Source organism: Collinsella aerofaciens (genome assembly GCF_009876115.1).
In the GTDB taxonomy this organism is placed as follows: domain Bacteria; phylum Actinomycetota; class Coriobacteriia; order Coriobacteriales; family Coriobacteriaceae; genus Collinsella; species Collinsella aerofaciens_N.
Genome location: NZ_WWSY01000003.1, coordinates 38,098 through 51,902, shown reverse-complemented (window position 1 = coordinate 51,902; position 13,805 = coordinate 38,098). Strand labels below are relative to the sequence as shown.

At 58.5% G+C, this 13,805-nt stretch carries 12 protein-coding genes; 9 read left to right on the top strand and 3 right to left on the bottom strand.

Features of this window, described 5'->3' with window-relative positions; translation table 11 throughout:
- Window positions 1–181: 181 nt before the first annotated feature.
- From GT571_RS02895 to GT571_RS02885, 3 genes are all read right to left on the bottom strand, one after another.
- Window positions 182–754, bottom strand: a complete 573-nt coding sequence (locus tag GT571_RS02895; protein WP_161155358.1) for a hypothetical protein — start codon at window positions 752–754, stop codon at window positions 182–184.
- Window positions 755–1,160: 406 nt separating this feature from the next.
- Window positions 1,161–2,963: a C69 family dipeptidase gene (locus GT571_RS02890; RefSeq protein WP_161155356.1), complete on the bottom strand. Its 1,803-nt coding sequence runs from the start codon at window positions 2,961–2,963 to the stop codon at window positions 1,161–1,163.
- A gap of 410 nt (window positions 2,964–3,373) precedes the next feature.
- Window positions 3,374–4,291: a diacylglycerol/lipid kinase family protein gene (locus GT571_RS02885; protein ID WP_161155354.1), complete on the bottom strand. Its 918-nt coding sequence runs from the start codon at window positions 4,289–4,291 to the stop codon at window positions 3,374–3,376.
- A 98-nt stretch (window positions 4,292–4,389) separates the two neighbouring features.
- Here GT571_RS02885 and rnd point away from each other — a divergent pair, with 98 nt between their 5' ends.
- From rnd to GT571_RS02840, 9 genes are all read left to right on the top strand, one after another.
- Complete coding sequence (gene rnd, locus GT571_RS02880; RefSeq protein WP_118373026.1) at window positions 4,390–5,523, top strand: ribonuclease D; 1,134 nt, start codon at window positions 4,390–4,392, stop codon at window positions 5,521–5,523.
- 230 nt (window positions 5,524–5,753) lie between these two features.
- A complete protein-coding gene (locus GT571_RS02875; protein ID WP_138112154.1) occupies window positions 5,754–6,458 on the top strand; it encodes a zinc metallopeptidase in 705 nt (234 codons plus the stop codon).
- Between the two features lie 115 nt (window positions 6,459–6,573).
- Window positions 6,574–8,025: an exodeoxyribonuclease VII large subunit gene (gene xseA / locus GT571_RS02870; protein ID WP_422110308.1), complete on the top strand. Its 1,452-nt coding sequence runs from the start codon at window positions 6,574–6,576 to the stop codon at window positions 8,023–8,025.
- A 42-nt stretch (window positions 8,026–8,067) separates the two neighbouring features.
- Window positions 8,068–8,334, top strand: a complete 267-nt coding sequence (gene xseB, locus GT571_RS02865; RefSeq protein WP_006234311.1) for an exodeoxyribonuclease VII small subunit — start codon at window positions 8,068–8,070, stop codon at window positions 8,332–8,334.
- 49 nt (window positions 8,335–8,383) lie between these two features.
- A complete protein-coding gene (locus GT571_RS02860; protein WP_035137921.1) occupies window positions 8,384–8,719 on the top strand; it encodes a histidine triad nucleotide-binding protein in 336 nt (111 codons plus the stop codon).
- Between the two features lie 41 nt (window positions 8,720–8,760).
- Window positions 8,761–9,651 (top strand): LysR family transcriptional regulator, encoded by an 891-nt coding sequence (locus GT571_RS02855; RefSeq protein ID WP_161155352.1) that lies wholly within the window; start codon window positions 8,761–8,763, stop codon window positions 9,649–9,651.
- A gap of 119 nt (window positions 9,652–9,770) precedes the next feature.
- On the top strand, window positions 9,771–10,931 hold the full coding sequence (locus tag GT571_RS02850; RefSeq protein WP_161155350.1) for an MFS transporter: 1,161 nt from the start codon (window positions 9,771–9,773) through the stop codon (window positions 10,929–10,931).
- A 120-nt stretch (window positions 10,932–11,051) separates the two neighbouring features.
- Window positions 11,052–12,230 (top strand): acetate/propionate family kinase, encoded by a 1,179-nt coding sequence (locus GT571_RS02845; protein WP_006234305.1) that lies wholly within the window; start codon window positions 11,052–11,054, stop codon window positions 12,228–12,230.
- 164 nt (window positions 12,231–12,394) lie between these two features.
- Window positions 12,395–13,573, top strand: coding sequence for an acetate/propionate family kinase (locus tag GT571_RS02840; RefSeq protein WP_118256462.1), 1,179 nt, complete (start codon window positions 12,395–12,397; stop codon window positions 13,571–13,573).
- Window positions 13,574–13,805 lie beyond the last annotated feature (232 nt).

Sequence of the window (13,805 nt, the reverse complement as noted above, 5' to 3'; positions counted from 1 at the left end):
TCTTGAATGACGAACCATATAAGAACGTCCATGAACCCGTTGTTTGGGACAGTCTTTGGTGGTGAAGCACGGAGACGGCTTTACGAGGGGCCCAGGTTGGCGCGAAAGAGGAGTGAAGCGTACTTGGGTACGCGAGTGACGAATGAACGCCAAGATGGGGTGGTTCGTAAAGCCGAGCGGGTTAGTTGAGCTTCAGGGCCTTCTGGATGGGCAGGTAGAGAGCGCCGACCAGGATGGCGTTAAAGACGGCGGTCGTGGCGACGACGGGCAGCATGGCAGCGGCGAGTTCGCCCACCACGCCGAGCATGGCCATCTTGATGACCATGAAGATGGCGCCCGAGACAAAGGTGGTCACGAACGTTGCGACGATGGCGACGGCGGGCTTAACCTGGCCGTCCTTGGCAGCAGCGTTGACAATGACGGCCATGAGCATGGCGGCGATGCCCTCGGCGGCAAAATCGACGAACGGCGAGGTGGTGGTGATCTGGATCACGGCGGCCGAGATCAGGCCGATAACGAGCGCCTGACCGATGTTGGGGCGCACGACCAGGATGGTGAGGCAGAAGGCCGAGATAATGAACTCGGGGCTGATCATGCCGCCCGAGATGCCGGAGATGGCCTTGCCGACGGTGAAGTTGAGGATGAAGCCGGCGGCAAGCAGGATGGCGAGCAAGACGAGGGCGCGGACGTCGAGTTTGCCGCGGTCGGCGGTCTGGACGGTGCGGGGCTGGGCGGCGGTGGTGTTCTGAGACATGGTGAAAATCCTTTCGGAGGGGAAGTGCAAGAGAAGAAAGCGGAGGCGCGTGATGCGAATGCGATCGGGCTCGAGATAGAAAAAGGCCCCCGGTCGAAACCGGAGGCCTTTCAATCACCTAGAGCGCAAAAACAGGCGTGAGGGACTCACTGTCGACCGATCGTATTCGCATCACGCCACCACCAGTTGTTGAGAGACTTCATCGTGTTCTTCATGTCGGTGGCTCCTTTCGTGATGCCGTGGCGCGGTCGCACCTTGTTGCTGTTGCGCTGCACTATAACACAGCAAAGTGTTTGCAGGAAATCTTTTTTGAAAAGATTTCGGCGATGTTTCCCGCCGGTCGGATGACAGGCGAGGAGGGCAAGACCGCTCGCACTGTCTTGCCCTCCCTTAGAGCGTGAGGGCCTTAGGCCTTCTTGCGACGATAGAGCACGAAGCCGCAGACACCGATGATGACGACGGCACCAACGGCCATGGCGGCCATGTTGTTGCCCTCGGACTTCTCCTCGGTGGCCTCTTTCTTCTCGACCTCGGGCTCGGCTACGTCCTCATCGGAGAGTGCCTCGTCGGCGTAGGTGATGGACTCGACCAGGCAGTCGTTGTCGGCATCGTAGTCACTCGGGACGAACTCCTCGTAGAAGTCGCCCTCCTTGAGGTAGTCACGCATCTCCTCGAGCATGGCCTTGCATTTGAGGTAGGTGTTTTTGGTGGCAGCCTTGCCGGCCTTGTTGGCCAGGGCGGTGCGGGCCTCGGTGCCCTCGGCGGCCTGCATGGCCTCGTCGACGGTCAGGTTCTGCTCGATGAGCTCCTTCTGCAGGGCGTCGAGGTAGGCGCGGACGCCGGAAGCGCAGTGGTCGCGGTTCTCATAGGCGAGCGTGTTGATGTCCATGAGGACGTAGTTGATGGAGTTCTTGGGCTCCTCGTTGTTCACGACGTCTTCCTCTTCGCAGTGGTCGAAGGAGACATCCTGATCGCTAAAGTAGGGGCTGACCTCGGTGAGCAGTGCGGAGTAGAGGGGGATGGCGACGGAGAACTCGGCGTTGGAGAGCATCTCCCACTGGATGGTCGCGATCTCGGGATCCATGCCCTGACGGATCTGGAAGGTGTGGATCTCGGTGTTGCGGTTGGAGCCGATGGCGTAGGCGCCGTCGGTGTTGGCGTTGAGGCCGGCAACATTTTCGCCGCGGGCGGCGAAGCTGCGGATCATCTCAAAGGTGTTCCAGTCGGACTTGCCGGGCTGGAAGAACAGCGGCTGCATCTCGTGGACCAGGGCGCCGGTCGTGGCGCGAGCCTCTTCGCCCTCGTCCTTAACGATCTCGTAGTCGGTGCCTTCGGCAAGCGGAGCCATGAAGTAATCGCGTCCCTGGACATAGCGCGACCACTGGTGCATACCGGCCTCGCTAATCTCCTCGCCGTAGGTCTTGGCGACGTCGAACTTGCCGTCGGTGTACTCGGCAAAGCCTTTCTCCTTAGGCATGGACTCGATGCCCTCGGAGTGGAGGCAGTTCTCGGTGTCGTCGAGGTCGACGTCATAGGTGAGGTTGCCGATGTTGGGGTTGAGCGAGGCGATGTCGTCGGCGAGCTTCATGGCAATCCACTGATGGCCGGAAAGCGCGGCGAACAGCCAGGTCTCGGTGCTGTCGGCGATGATGATCTGGTCGTTGGAGCAGACGCCCTGCTCGTCGATCAGGCTGCCGAGGAGCTCGACACCCTCGCGGGCCGTGGCGCTCTCGCCCAGAATGACGCTGGCGTAGTTGTACTCGCCGATGCCGGTCTCCTCGGTGACGGGATCGGCCTCTTCGGCCTTCTCGTTATAGGAGGTGCTCAGCGTGGCAGAGCAGGAAACGCCCTTCTCGTTGATGCCAGCCTCGGAATATGCGTCGTAGCGATCTTCCCACTGCGAGGGGTTGTCGCGAACGAAAGTGTAGCGGTAGGTTGCACCCTTGGACTTGTACTCAAAACCGGACTCGACCGATGTGTACTCGTTGCCGTCCTTGTGTGCGGGCTCAATGCCAAAGTGCTTGACATAGCGTGGACCGAAGTCCTCGGAACGGCCGTAGTACGTGTTGCCGTCTGCCGTGAGCTTGCTGCCCATGTAGATCTGGGTGCAGGCGAGTGCCGAGGTCGGCATGGCCATGATGGCTGCTGCTCCAAACGCAAGGCCGCAGCCGAGCTTCTTGAGCGTGTTGACGGGATGAGTAAACCTCATAATCCCTCCCAACTGTTGAGACCCCGCAAAGCCATGTGGAATCTCAGCTAATAAATACATCTATTAGCCTATAGGAAGTCTAAAGAGTATTCATCTATTTCGATGAAATACTCGATGAGCGTCCTAAAATATGCGATGAGCGGATAAGAATACTCATTATGTAGCTTTACTTAAATAAAGACACCCTGCAATTACTGTATCTGAATAAAGCGCCTTGCACGGGGCGCAAAGAAAAATCCCCCGCTGTTTGGCAAATGCATAAACAACGGGGGAGACGATAATTGGATGAATATCATACCAATGTGGAATTACTTCTTCCGGCGGTGGATCACGTTAATCGCATAGCCGATGAGCATGGCCAGAACGATGACGATAAAGCCGAGCAGGGGATTGTCGTTCATGGGGTCCTCCTATTTTCCGAGTGGGGAGAATTCGTCGACGATGAGGTCGAGGCATTGCGGAAGCGCGCGGGCTCCAAAGACGCCCGAGTTGCTGGAGATGATTTCGCCATCGAACTGCATGCCCAGCGACGGGGTGCAGGTGATCTTGGCTTCTTTGGTCTGGATGATCTTGAACTGCGGACGGCCGAGCACCTTGCCGGCGGGGTCGAGTGCGGCGGTGATCACGGTCGGGAGCAGCTGCACGGTTTTTACGGGCTCGATGACCGCGATGTCGACCATGCCGTCGTTCATGCGGCAATCGGGGAACAGGTTGATGTCGTTTTGGATGACCGAGGTGTTGCCGGCCATGCAGCAGATGCCATCGAGCTCCTCGACAATGCCGTCATGCTCAATCGTAAAGTGCGCCACCGTGGGGTTGGGTGTGGCGAGCGCCGACAGGAAATAGGCGATCTCGCCGATATCGTTTTTGGTGGGGGCGGCCTTCATCATGATCTCGGCGTCGTAGCCCGAGCCGGCGATGATAATAAAGCCGTGGCGCTTTTCGTTGCCGTTCTCGTCGAGCCAAAAGAGCTCACCCATATCCGCCTTGACGGTGCGGCCGACGCGGCAGGCCTTGGCGAGTGCCGCGGCCTCAGGGGCATTGCCGATGTTGTTGAAGAACAGGCAGGCCGTGCCGGAGGGGAAGACGAGCGTGGGGACGCCGCATTCGCGCATTTGGTCGAGCACGTTGGAGACGGTGCCGTCGCCGCCCGAAATCACCACGCGATCAAACTCGCGCACGTCTGCCACGGCGTCCTCGGGTTCCATGCCATCGCCGATAAAACGCATCACGACCTCGTCGCCACCCTGTGCAAGGGCGTGCGTGAATGCGAAGATTTCATCTGAGCTGGGGCCCGATGCCGGGTTGTGGATGATAAGGCAGCGCATACTTACGTTCCCGTTCTGTGACTAACCGAGTATAGTTGTAGGGCAATGCCGATATCCTACCCGTGTTTTTCGGGCCTAACCTTATTCGATGGGTTGATATGTACATTTCCACACATCAGGCTCTACTCGACTTTTGCCAGCGCGCCCGCGAGTTCGAGGCGATTGCCGTCGATACCGAGTTTTTGCGCGAGCGCACGTTCCACCCGCGCCTGTGCTTGGTCCAGATTGCCACCCCCGCCGAGAGCGTCGCGGTCGATCCTCTGGTGATCGACGACCTGTCGCCGCTCGCCGAGCTTATGGGCGATGAGAGCGTGACCAAGGTCTTCCACGCCTGCTCACAGGATATGGAGGTTATGCTCCATACCGTGGGCGTGCTGCCGCGTCCCATTTTTGACACGCAGGTGGCCGCCGCCTTTTTGGGCGAGCGCCAGCAGATTTCCTACGGCGCGCTCGTGCAGACGTTTTGCGGCGTCTCATTGCCCAAGACCGAGTCACTGACCGATTGGTCGCGCCGTCCGCTGACCGATAAGCAGATTGAGTACGCAATCGATGACGTCAAGTATCTGATCGTTGCCTATACCGAGATGATGAGCCGCCTACGCGAGCTGGGTCGTGTGGATTGGGTGCTCGATGAGCTGCGCCCGCTGGCCGACGAGTCGCACTACCGCGCCGACCGCCATGAGGCATTCCGCAAGGTCAAGCGCATTAACTCGTGCAGCCGCCATCAGCTGGGCATTGCGCGCGAGCTCGCCGCCTGGCGCGAGGACCGCGCCGAGCGCCGCAACATCCCACGCAAGTGGGTCATGTCCGACGATACGCTGCTGGCGCTCGTCAAGCGCAATCCCGTGCGCGTTGAGGAGTTCCGCAGCATCCGCGGCACCGACCAGCTGGGGGAGCGCGATGTGGACGGCGCGCTCATGGCCATCAAGCGCGGCGCGAGCTGCCCGCACGATCGCCTGCCGCTCATGGTGCGCGGACATCGCCAGATCTCGCCGGAGCTGGAGAGCGTGACGGATCTTATGTATGCGCTTATTCGCTTGGTTGCCGAGCGCTCGGGCGTTGCGACCTCGGTTATCGCCTCGCGCGATGACTTGGCCGATTACATCGAGCATCCTGAGCAAAGCCCCCTGCGCGAAGGCTGGCGTTTTGAGCTTGTGGGCTCGCGCCTGGACGATCTGCTGTCGGGCAATATGGGGTTGACGGTGAAGGACGGCAAAATCGAGCTTTTATAGTTACGCGGTTTTACCAAACCGCGTAACAGCTCGACGCTGCAAACGGCCGAGAGCGGCAATCTGACGTTCAATCGTCGTTTGCGTACCAAAGTACGCGTCGCTTCTCTTTCACGTCACCTTGCTCGCCCTCGGCCGTTTTCGCTGACAATGCCTAAACATCGATGCTGACTTGCCTGCTGGGCGAGTGGGTAGAATGCCTCCGACGTGTAACTCGATTCGGAGGAATTCGCATGCCCTATTACTATGGTTACGGCTTTGGCATCGACCCGCTGTACCTGCTGGTTGTTCTTGTTTGTACAGTGCTTGGCCTTGCTGCGCAGAGCTATATCAACTCGACGTACAAGACCTGGTCCAAGGTTCGCTCGGACGGCGATACGGGTGCCACGGTTGCTCGCCGCATGCTCGACGCCAACGGCTGCAATGCCGTGGGCATCAAGGGCGTTGCCGGCGAGCTCACCGATCATTACAACCCGCAGGACAACAACCTGTATCTGTCGGATGCCAACCGTTCTGGCGGGTCGGTCGCAAGCGTTGCCGTCGCCTGCCACGAGGCGGGCCATGCCGCGCAGCGTCAAAGCGGTTACGCCATGATGAAGGTACGCACCGCTTTGGTCCCCGTCGTCAACTTTACCCAGAACACCTGGACGATCGTGCTGCTCATGGGCCTGTTTATGAACATAGCAGGGCTCACGACCCTCGCGCTGGTCTTCTTCTCGTTTAGCGTGCTGTTCCAGCTGGTTACGCTGCCGGTCGAGATCGATGCCAGTCGCCGCGCCGTGGCGTATATCGAGCAGTCGGGCATGAGTTCCAAGCAGGTCAACGGTGCCAAGAAGGTGCTGACGGCAGCCGCGCTCACCTACGTGGCTGCGGCGCTCACCTCGATTATTCAGTTGCTCTATCTTATGGCTCGCTACAACAGAAACTCCAACCGATAACAAATGGGACCGACGGGCGCCGTGGGGATTTGTGTCCCTGCGGCGCTGTACTATGTGTTGAACTTGAATTTGCGCAGGGCCGGAGCTCATGCGCACGACGACGAAAGGGGGCTGCGTGGCAGGCTGGAATCTGACCGGCAATACCGTTTCCGCCGAGTTCGACGGATCGGACGAGCAGGAGCGCAAAGAGCTCAGCGTGAGCCAAGCGGTGGAGATCGCCGCCGGCGCGCTCGATGCCATTCCGCAGCTGAGCGTTTTGGGTGAGGTCACTGGTTTCCGCGGTCCCAATGCCCGAAGCGGCCACTGCTACTTCCAAATCAAGGACGACTCGGCGGCCGTCGACTGCATCATCTGGAAGGGCGCCTACCTTAAGCGTACCTTCGATCTGCGTGATGGCATGCAGGTGAGCTTTAAGGGCAGCTTCAATCTCTACAAGCCCACGGGCCGCATGAGCTTCGTCGCCCGCTCGTTTTCGCTGGCGGGGGAAGGCTTGCTGCGTCAGCAGGTGGCTCAGTTGGCCGAAAAGCTGCGTCGCGAGGGCCTGGTGGACGAGGCACGCAAACGTCGCATTCCGGTGTTTTGCTCGCGCGTGGCAGTCGTCACCTCGCTTTCGGGTGCCGTAATCGACGACGTCAAGCGCACCTTGCGTCGCCGTAACCCGCTCGTCGAGCTTGTCTGCGTGGGCGCAAAGGTCCAGGGCGAGGGTGCGCCGGCGGAGCTTATTGAAGGCTTGCGCCGCGCCGCTGCCATTACGCCGGCGCCCGATTGCATTTTGCTCGTGCGTGGCGGCGGTTCCTTCGAGGACCTCATGACCTTTAACGACGAGGAGCTTGCCCGCGCGGTGGCGGCTTGTCCTGTGCCCGTGGTGACCGGCATTGGGCATGAGCCCGATACCTCGGTTTGCGATATGGTGAGCGACCGCCGCGCCTCTACGCCCACGGCGGCGGCAGAATCGGTGGCGCCGGCTATGACGGAATTGGCCGATGTGCTCGAGGCGCGCCATCAACGTCTGGGCGCCGCGATGGCTTCGATGATCGGGTCGGATCAGGTCGATCTGGAAATGCTCGACCAGCGCGGTCGTCGTGCCTGGGACACCTATACGGCTCGTCTGGGCGATGCGCTCGATGCGGCCGCGTGCCGCCCGTGCCTCAACGACCCAACGTTTATGGTCGAGCGTCGCGAGTCTGAGCTTGCCTTAACGGCCGATCGTCTGTCCGGCGCCATAACGCGTTCGGTTGGGGCCTTCCGCTCCAACTTCGAGCGTCTGCCCGAGCGCTTGATTGCAAGCACCTCGGGGCTCGATGGCAAGCGCCATGCGCTCACGCTCGCGAGTTCCCGTCTGGAGCATCAGGGACGTACGATGCTCAGCAAACCCGCGTCCGACCTGGGCCGTGCGGCAGCCTCGCTCGATGCCCTGTCGCCGCTCAAGGTGCTTGCCCGCGGTTACTCCATCGCGTACAGCGATGATGGTGTGGCTACGAGCGCCAGGACCTTTAAGCCCGGCGACGCCATTCGTGTGCGCATGGCAGACGGCAACGTGGCGGCAACGGTCGATACGGTCGAGTAAGCCGCGTTTCATAGCGATAAACCTTTAGGAAAGGAAACAGATATGGCAGAGAAGACCCCGGTCGAGCAGCTTACGTACAAGCAGGCCTCGCAGGAGCTGGAGCTCATCATCCGCAGCCTGGAGTCGGGCGATATGGAGCTCGAGGAGTCGCTCGAGAGCTATACCCGCGGCGTCGAGCTCCTCAAGAGCCTGCGCACCCGCCTGTCCGATGCCGAGCAGAAGGTCTCGGTGCTCCTTAAGGACGTCGACGGCAACGACGTGCTCGCCGACGGCGAAGCCGCCAACACCGACGACAACCTCTCGTTCTAACCATTCCGACCAAATATAATTACCTTGGTCTGTGAGAAAGGAACCAACCATGTGCGATTGCATCTTCTGCAAAATTGCCAACCACGAGATCCCCTCGACCGTTGTCTATGAGGACGACCAGGTCATCGCCTTCGATGACCTCAACCCCCAGGCGCCGGTCCACACGCTCGTGATCCCCAAGAAGCACTACAGTGACATCGCCGACAACGTACCTGCCGAGACCATGGGCGCCATGGCCCACGCCATCCAGGAGGTCGCCAAGGCCAAGGGTCTGGAGGACGGCTTCCGCGTCATCTCCAACAAGGGCGTCAACGCCGGCCAGACCGTCATGCACTTCCACATGCACGTCCTCGGCGGTAAGAACCTGGGCGAGAACCTCATCTGAGGACGCGTAGCCCGTCGACTTGGCTGCCTTTGGAGTAATCTATGCAGCTTTCTCAACTCGAATACCTTCAAGCGGTAGCGAACTATGGCGGCGTGCGCAAAGCAGCTCGCGCCGTTCATGTGAGTCCGCAGGCCGTTTCGTCGGCAATCAAAAAGTTGGAATCTGAGTATCAGATTGTTTTGCTCGACCGATCGGCGGGGGAGGCTGTTTTGTCTCCGGCGGGCAGAGAATTTGCGCGTCGTGCACGCGTGATCCTGGCACAAGTCGACGATCTCAAAAAGTACGCTCAATCGAGGGACGACGGCGTCTCGCCCGATGGTCACTTTCGTCTTTACGCCCCCTGCCTTCATGGGCGGGGGCGTCTTTTTGCCGAAAACTGGTATGACTCGTTTGAACGCTCGTACTCTCAGATTCACCTTGATGTGTGGCATCAGCCAACGGCTACATGCTTTGAATCACTTATACTTGGAATTTCGGACGCGGCTATCTCATTCGAGGAACCACGGGACAGCGTCCTTTCTTCAAAATATTTGGGTGAAAAGGAGCTCAAGGTTCTTTCATGCCCAGCGGGTCATCAATCTGTTGACGCTATGACCGTTCGTGAGTTACTGGGCGGCAGGCTCGCTGTTCCCATTAATTTGTCACCCTGTCTCAATGCAATCAATCAATGCCCCGAAGCTCAGCTGGTTAATTTCCGTTTCCGCGATGTCGAATATGGAAACAGGGCGCAGACTGAGTTTCTTCAAGCCGGGGGATTGATATTGAGTTTGTCTGGGTCCTCTCTCGCATCGGATGGGTCAGAAGTGAGTGAGTACTCCATTGAAGGTTCGCGTGATGTAACCTTGCCTATCTACTTTTGCTATCGGCAAAATTCCTGGACTGATCGACACCAGACGGTTTTTCTGCACCTATTGCGTCATCTTGCTTCGTGAAATTAATTGGCTTCGAGACGTCAAGTGATTATTGACGCCTTGTAACACATAGCTGACAGCTTTGCCCTCATGCTTTTCCAAGATTCCGATTTAGATTGCTGACTCTTGGAGGGCGGAACATGAAAAACCGTACGGTTTTGCTTTATATGACGTTCGTTTTTCTGTCGAACTTCAGCACCATTTTGTATTTTTTGACGGTTTACCTTGAGTTCGTCGGGCTTTCGATGGTAGCGATTTCTAGCATGATGATTGCATATCAAGTGAGCAAGTTCATCCTTGAAGTTCCCACTGGCTATATTGCGGATAGGTTTGGACGAAAGACTAGCGGTCTCGTTGGCGTTGTGGGAATGCTTGGATACTACGCCGCCCTGCTTCTCGTCCGTTCTCCTCTGCTTTTAATCGGCGCGTTTGCTCTCAAAGGTTTTGCCGTTGCATGCGTGAGCGGATCCATAGAAGCGATTTACATTGACAGCGTCTCTCAGGACCAGCTCGTAAGACTTAATGTCGTTGAGCGATTTGTTTTCTATGCCTCTTATGCCATCTCCGCTTGTGTGGGCGGCTTCATTTCGTCTGTCGGTGCATACCTCATTGGTCTTTCGGCAGATATCATCGCAATGGTGTTGACGTTGGTTGTCGTTATCTGCATTCCTGAGATGCGAAGAGGGGGCACTGCGGCGACACCTGAGCGTGGAATGAGCCCGAAGATGATCGGTGCTGCTATTACGGGTAATGGCGTTCTTCGGTCAGCGTTCATCATGGACTGTTCTCAGGCATTTGCCTTCGTCGCTCTGGAAGACTTTTTCTCACTGTTGCTTGCGGGCCGCGGAATGAATGCCGTCGCTTCGGGCGTGACCATTGCGGTCCAGCTCCTTGCCTCCGCCTCCATAGGGTTTATTGTGCCCAGTGTGATTGCTCGTGTCGACAAGGGCCGTTTTGCGCGTATTTGCGGCATCATTCGCTTAGCATTGACAGCTTTGTTTTTGATTCCCCTTACTCCGGCTAATTTGCTGCCCGTGTTCTATGTACTGCAGACGGTTGCGTACTCATTGTTTGCCCCAATCAAATACTCAGTTTTCCAAAATGCTGCCGATTCAGCGATGCGCTGTTCGCTGATTTCGGTTCAAAGCCAGATGGTGGCGGTGGGTGCCGTTCTTTTCTATCTGCTCAACGCTGTGTTGAGTAGCGTTGCGGGCATTCGTGTCGTATTGCTTGTTGCGCTCGGGATTTCTTCCCTGGTGTATATCCCCGCGCTATTTCGTCTTACAAGTCAAAGGCCGTGAGTATTTGGGCACCGATAACTTATATATCAACGCAATAAACCCGAGCGCGAGGGCGTTTGGGTTTATTATTGAAGCGTATGTAACCTGGCGGCGCCACACCGCCTGTTAGTAGGGAGACACATGAACGTTCTGGTCGTCAACGCAGGATCTTCGACCCTTAAGTATCAGGTCATCGATACCAAGTCCCACAAGGTGTCCGCAAAGGGCTCCTGCGAGCGCGTCTGCTTTACCGGCGGTACCTTCACCCACGCTGCCAACGGCTCCAAGAAGGTGACCGAGAACATCGAGTTCCCCGACCACAAGGTCGCCATCGAGGTCGTCCTGAAGGACCTTGAGGCCAACGGCGTCAAGATCGAGGGCATCGGCCACCGTATCGTTCAGGGCGGTTGGTACTTCGGCGATTCCTCCCTCGTCGACGAGGACGTCCTCGCCAAGATCCGCGAGGTTGCCCCGCTCGCCCCGCTGCACAACAACCCCGAGGCCAACGTTATTGAGTACTGCCTGGAGCAGTATCCCGACCTGCCCAACGTCACGGTCTACGACACTGCTTTCCACTTCAATATGCCCGAGGTCGCCAAGACCTACGCCCTGCCCAAGGACGTCTGCGACAAGCTGCACATCCGTAAGTACGGCGCCCACGGCACCAGCTACCGCTACATCTCCAAGAAGGTTGCCGAGATGACCAACGGCGAGGCTCGCAAGGTCGTCGTGTGCCACATCGGTTCCGGCGCTTCCCTGTGCGCCATCGAGGACGGCAAGTGCATGGACACCACCATGGGCCTGACGCCGCTCGACGGTGTCATGATGGGCACCCGCTGCGGCTCCATCGACCCTGCTACCGTGTGCTACCTGCAGCGCGAAGGCGGCTACACCTTCGACGAGGTCGACGAGATGATGAACAAGAAGTCCGGCCTTTTGGCTGTGACCGGCGGCAAGACCAACGACTGCCGCAATGTCGAGGAGCTCGCCGCTGCCGGCGACCCCGAGGCCCAGCTCGCCTTCGATATGTTTGTCTACAAGATTGCCGCCAAGGCCGCCGAGATGGCCACTTCCATGTGCGGCATGGACACCCTGGTCTTTACCGCCGGCATCGGCGAGCACGCTCCGGCTGTCCGCGCTGGCGTGGCCGATCGTCTGGCCTTTATGGGCGTTAAGATGGACCATGCCCGCAACGCCCTGCGCGGCGACGGCGCTTGGTGCCTGTCCGCCAAGGATTCCAAGGTCAAGATTTTCGTCATCCCCACGGACGAGGAGTTCATGATCGCTTCCGACGTCGAGCGCATCGTCAACGGCAAGTAATTGATGCAAGGGGAGGGGACTGGATGGCCTTGTGCCGTTCAGCCCCCTTTTACGCTCTTTGGGCGAAGAGTTTAATAGATATTTATTGGATTCTGATAACTTCTTATTAAGGGTACGGCCGCCTTATAGGTTTGCCGACCGTACTGTAATCACGAAGGAGTCTCATGAACGTACTTGTTGTCAACGCCGGCAGCTCGAGCCTTAAATATCAGCTTTTGGATACCGATACCCGCGAGGTTTTCGCCAAGGGTAACTGCGAGCGTATCGGCTCGGAGATGGGCATCTTTGGCCACTCCGAGAACGGTGGTGCCAAGCAGACCGAGGAGATTCCTTTCCCTGATCATCGCTGCGCCATTGCGCGCGTGCTCGAGGAGCTCGAGAAGACCGACTTTACGATCGATGGCATCGGCCACCGTATCGTTCAGGGTGGCTGGCACTTCGATGATTCCGCGGTCGTCGACGATGAGGTCATGGCTAAGATCCTTGAGGTGGCCCCGCTCGCCCCGCTGCACAATTACGGCGAGGCCGCGGCAATCGAATATTGCCGCGAGAAGTATCCGGAGCTGCCCAACGTGGCTGTTTTCGACACCTCGTTCCACATGACCATGCCCGAGGTCGCCTACACCTACGCCCTGCCCAAGGACGTGTGCGACAAGTACCACGTGCGCAAGTACGGCGCCCACGGTACGAGCCACCGCTACGAGTGGATGATGGCCAAAGAGATCCTGGGCTCGCGCTGCCACCGCCTGCTCTCGTGCCATTTGGGCAACGGCGCTTCGCTTGCCGCCATCGAGGACGGTGTGTGCCGCGACACCACGATGGGCCTCACGCCGCTTGACGGTCTGATGATGGGTACCCGTTGCGGTTCCATCGACCCAGCCACCGTGTGTTACCTCCAGCGCGAGGGCGGCTACAGCTACCAGGAAGTCGACGACATGATGAACAAGCAATCCGGTCTGCTTGCCATCTCGGGCATCTCCAACGATGCCCGTGACATCCGTACGCGCGCCTCCGAGGGCGACGAGCGCTGCCTGCTCGCCTTCGATATGTTCGCATACAAGGCCATGCAGCAGGCCGGTTCCATGATTGCCTCCATGGCGGGCGTGGATACCATCACCTTTACCGCCGGCATCGGCGAGAATGACTGGTCGATCCGCAAGGCCTTCTGCGACTGCTTTGAGTGGCTGGGTGTGCGCATCGACAACAACAAGAACCGCGAGGCCGTGGGCAACGGCCCGCAGGTCATCAGCGCCGCCGGCTCTTCCGTCACGGTCATGGTCATCCCCACCGACGAGGAATACATGATCGCTCACGACGTCGAACGCCTGACCAAGAACAACTAACGTATTCGTCTGTAATTGACAAAAAGGCCTCCAGAGCAACAGCTCCGGAGGCCTTTTTACTAGCAGGCGGAAATTCCAGTCCCAAAGTGATCGTCACCAGCAACGCCTGCTCTTTCAGCAATGACACCCATTCGTTCAGGATTCTCAGCCCCAGCTCGTAGCCAAGCAGCCGCCCACTCCAGATGCCCTGAATGCTTCGTAGCAGTAGAAGGCCGTACGGGCTAACCCCTGA

Excerpts from the sequence above, each read along its gene's own strand:
- GT571_RS02890 (WP_161155356.1), bottom strand. The coding sequence starts at position 2,963 with ATGAGGTTTACTCATCCCGTCAACACGCTCAAGAAGCTCGGCTGCGGC.
- rnd (WP_118373026.1), top strand. The coding sequence starts at position 4,390 with ATGTACATTTCCACACATCAGGCTCTACTCGACTTTTGCCAGCGCGCC.
- GT571_RS02840 (WP_118256462.1), top strand. The coding sequence starts at position 12,395 with ATGAACGTACTTGTTGTCAACGCCGGCAGCTCGAGCCTTAAATATCAG.
- GT571_RS02855 (WP_161155352.1), top strand. The coding sequence starts at position 8,761 with ATGCAGCTTTCTCAACTCGAATACCTTCAAGCGGTAGCGAACTATGGC.
- GT571_RS02895 (WP_161155358.1), bottom strand. The coding sequence starts at position 754 with ATGTCTCAGAACACCACCGCCGCCCAGCCCCGCACCGTCCAGACCGCC.
- xseB (WP_006234311.1), top strand. The coding sequence starts at position 8,068 with ATGGCAGAGAAGACCCCGGTCGAGCAGCTTACGTACAAGCAGGCCTCG.
- GT571_RS02850 (WP_161155350.1), top strand. The coding sequence starts at position 9,771 with ATGAAAAACCGTACGGTTTTGCTTTATATGACGTTCGTTTTTCTGTCG.
- GT571_RS02875 (WP_138112154.1), top strand. The coding sequence starts at position 5,754 with ATGCCCTATTACTATGGTTACGGCTTTGGCATCGACCCGCTGTACCTG.
- GT571_RS02860 (WP_035137921.1), top strand. The coding sequence starts at position 8,384 with ATGTGCGATTGCATCTTCTGCAAAATTGCCAACCACGAGATCCCCTCG.
- GT571_RS02845 (WP_006234305.1), top strand. The coding sequence starts at position 11,052 with ATGAACGTTCTGGTCGTCAACGCAGGATCTTCGACCCTTAAGTATCAG.
- GT571_RS02885 (WP_161155354.1), bottom strand. The coding sequence starts at position 4,291 with ATGCGCTGCCTTATCATCCACAACCCGGCATCGGGCCCCAGCTCAGAT.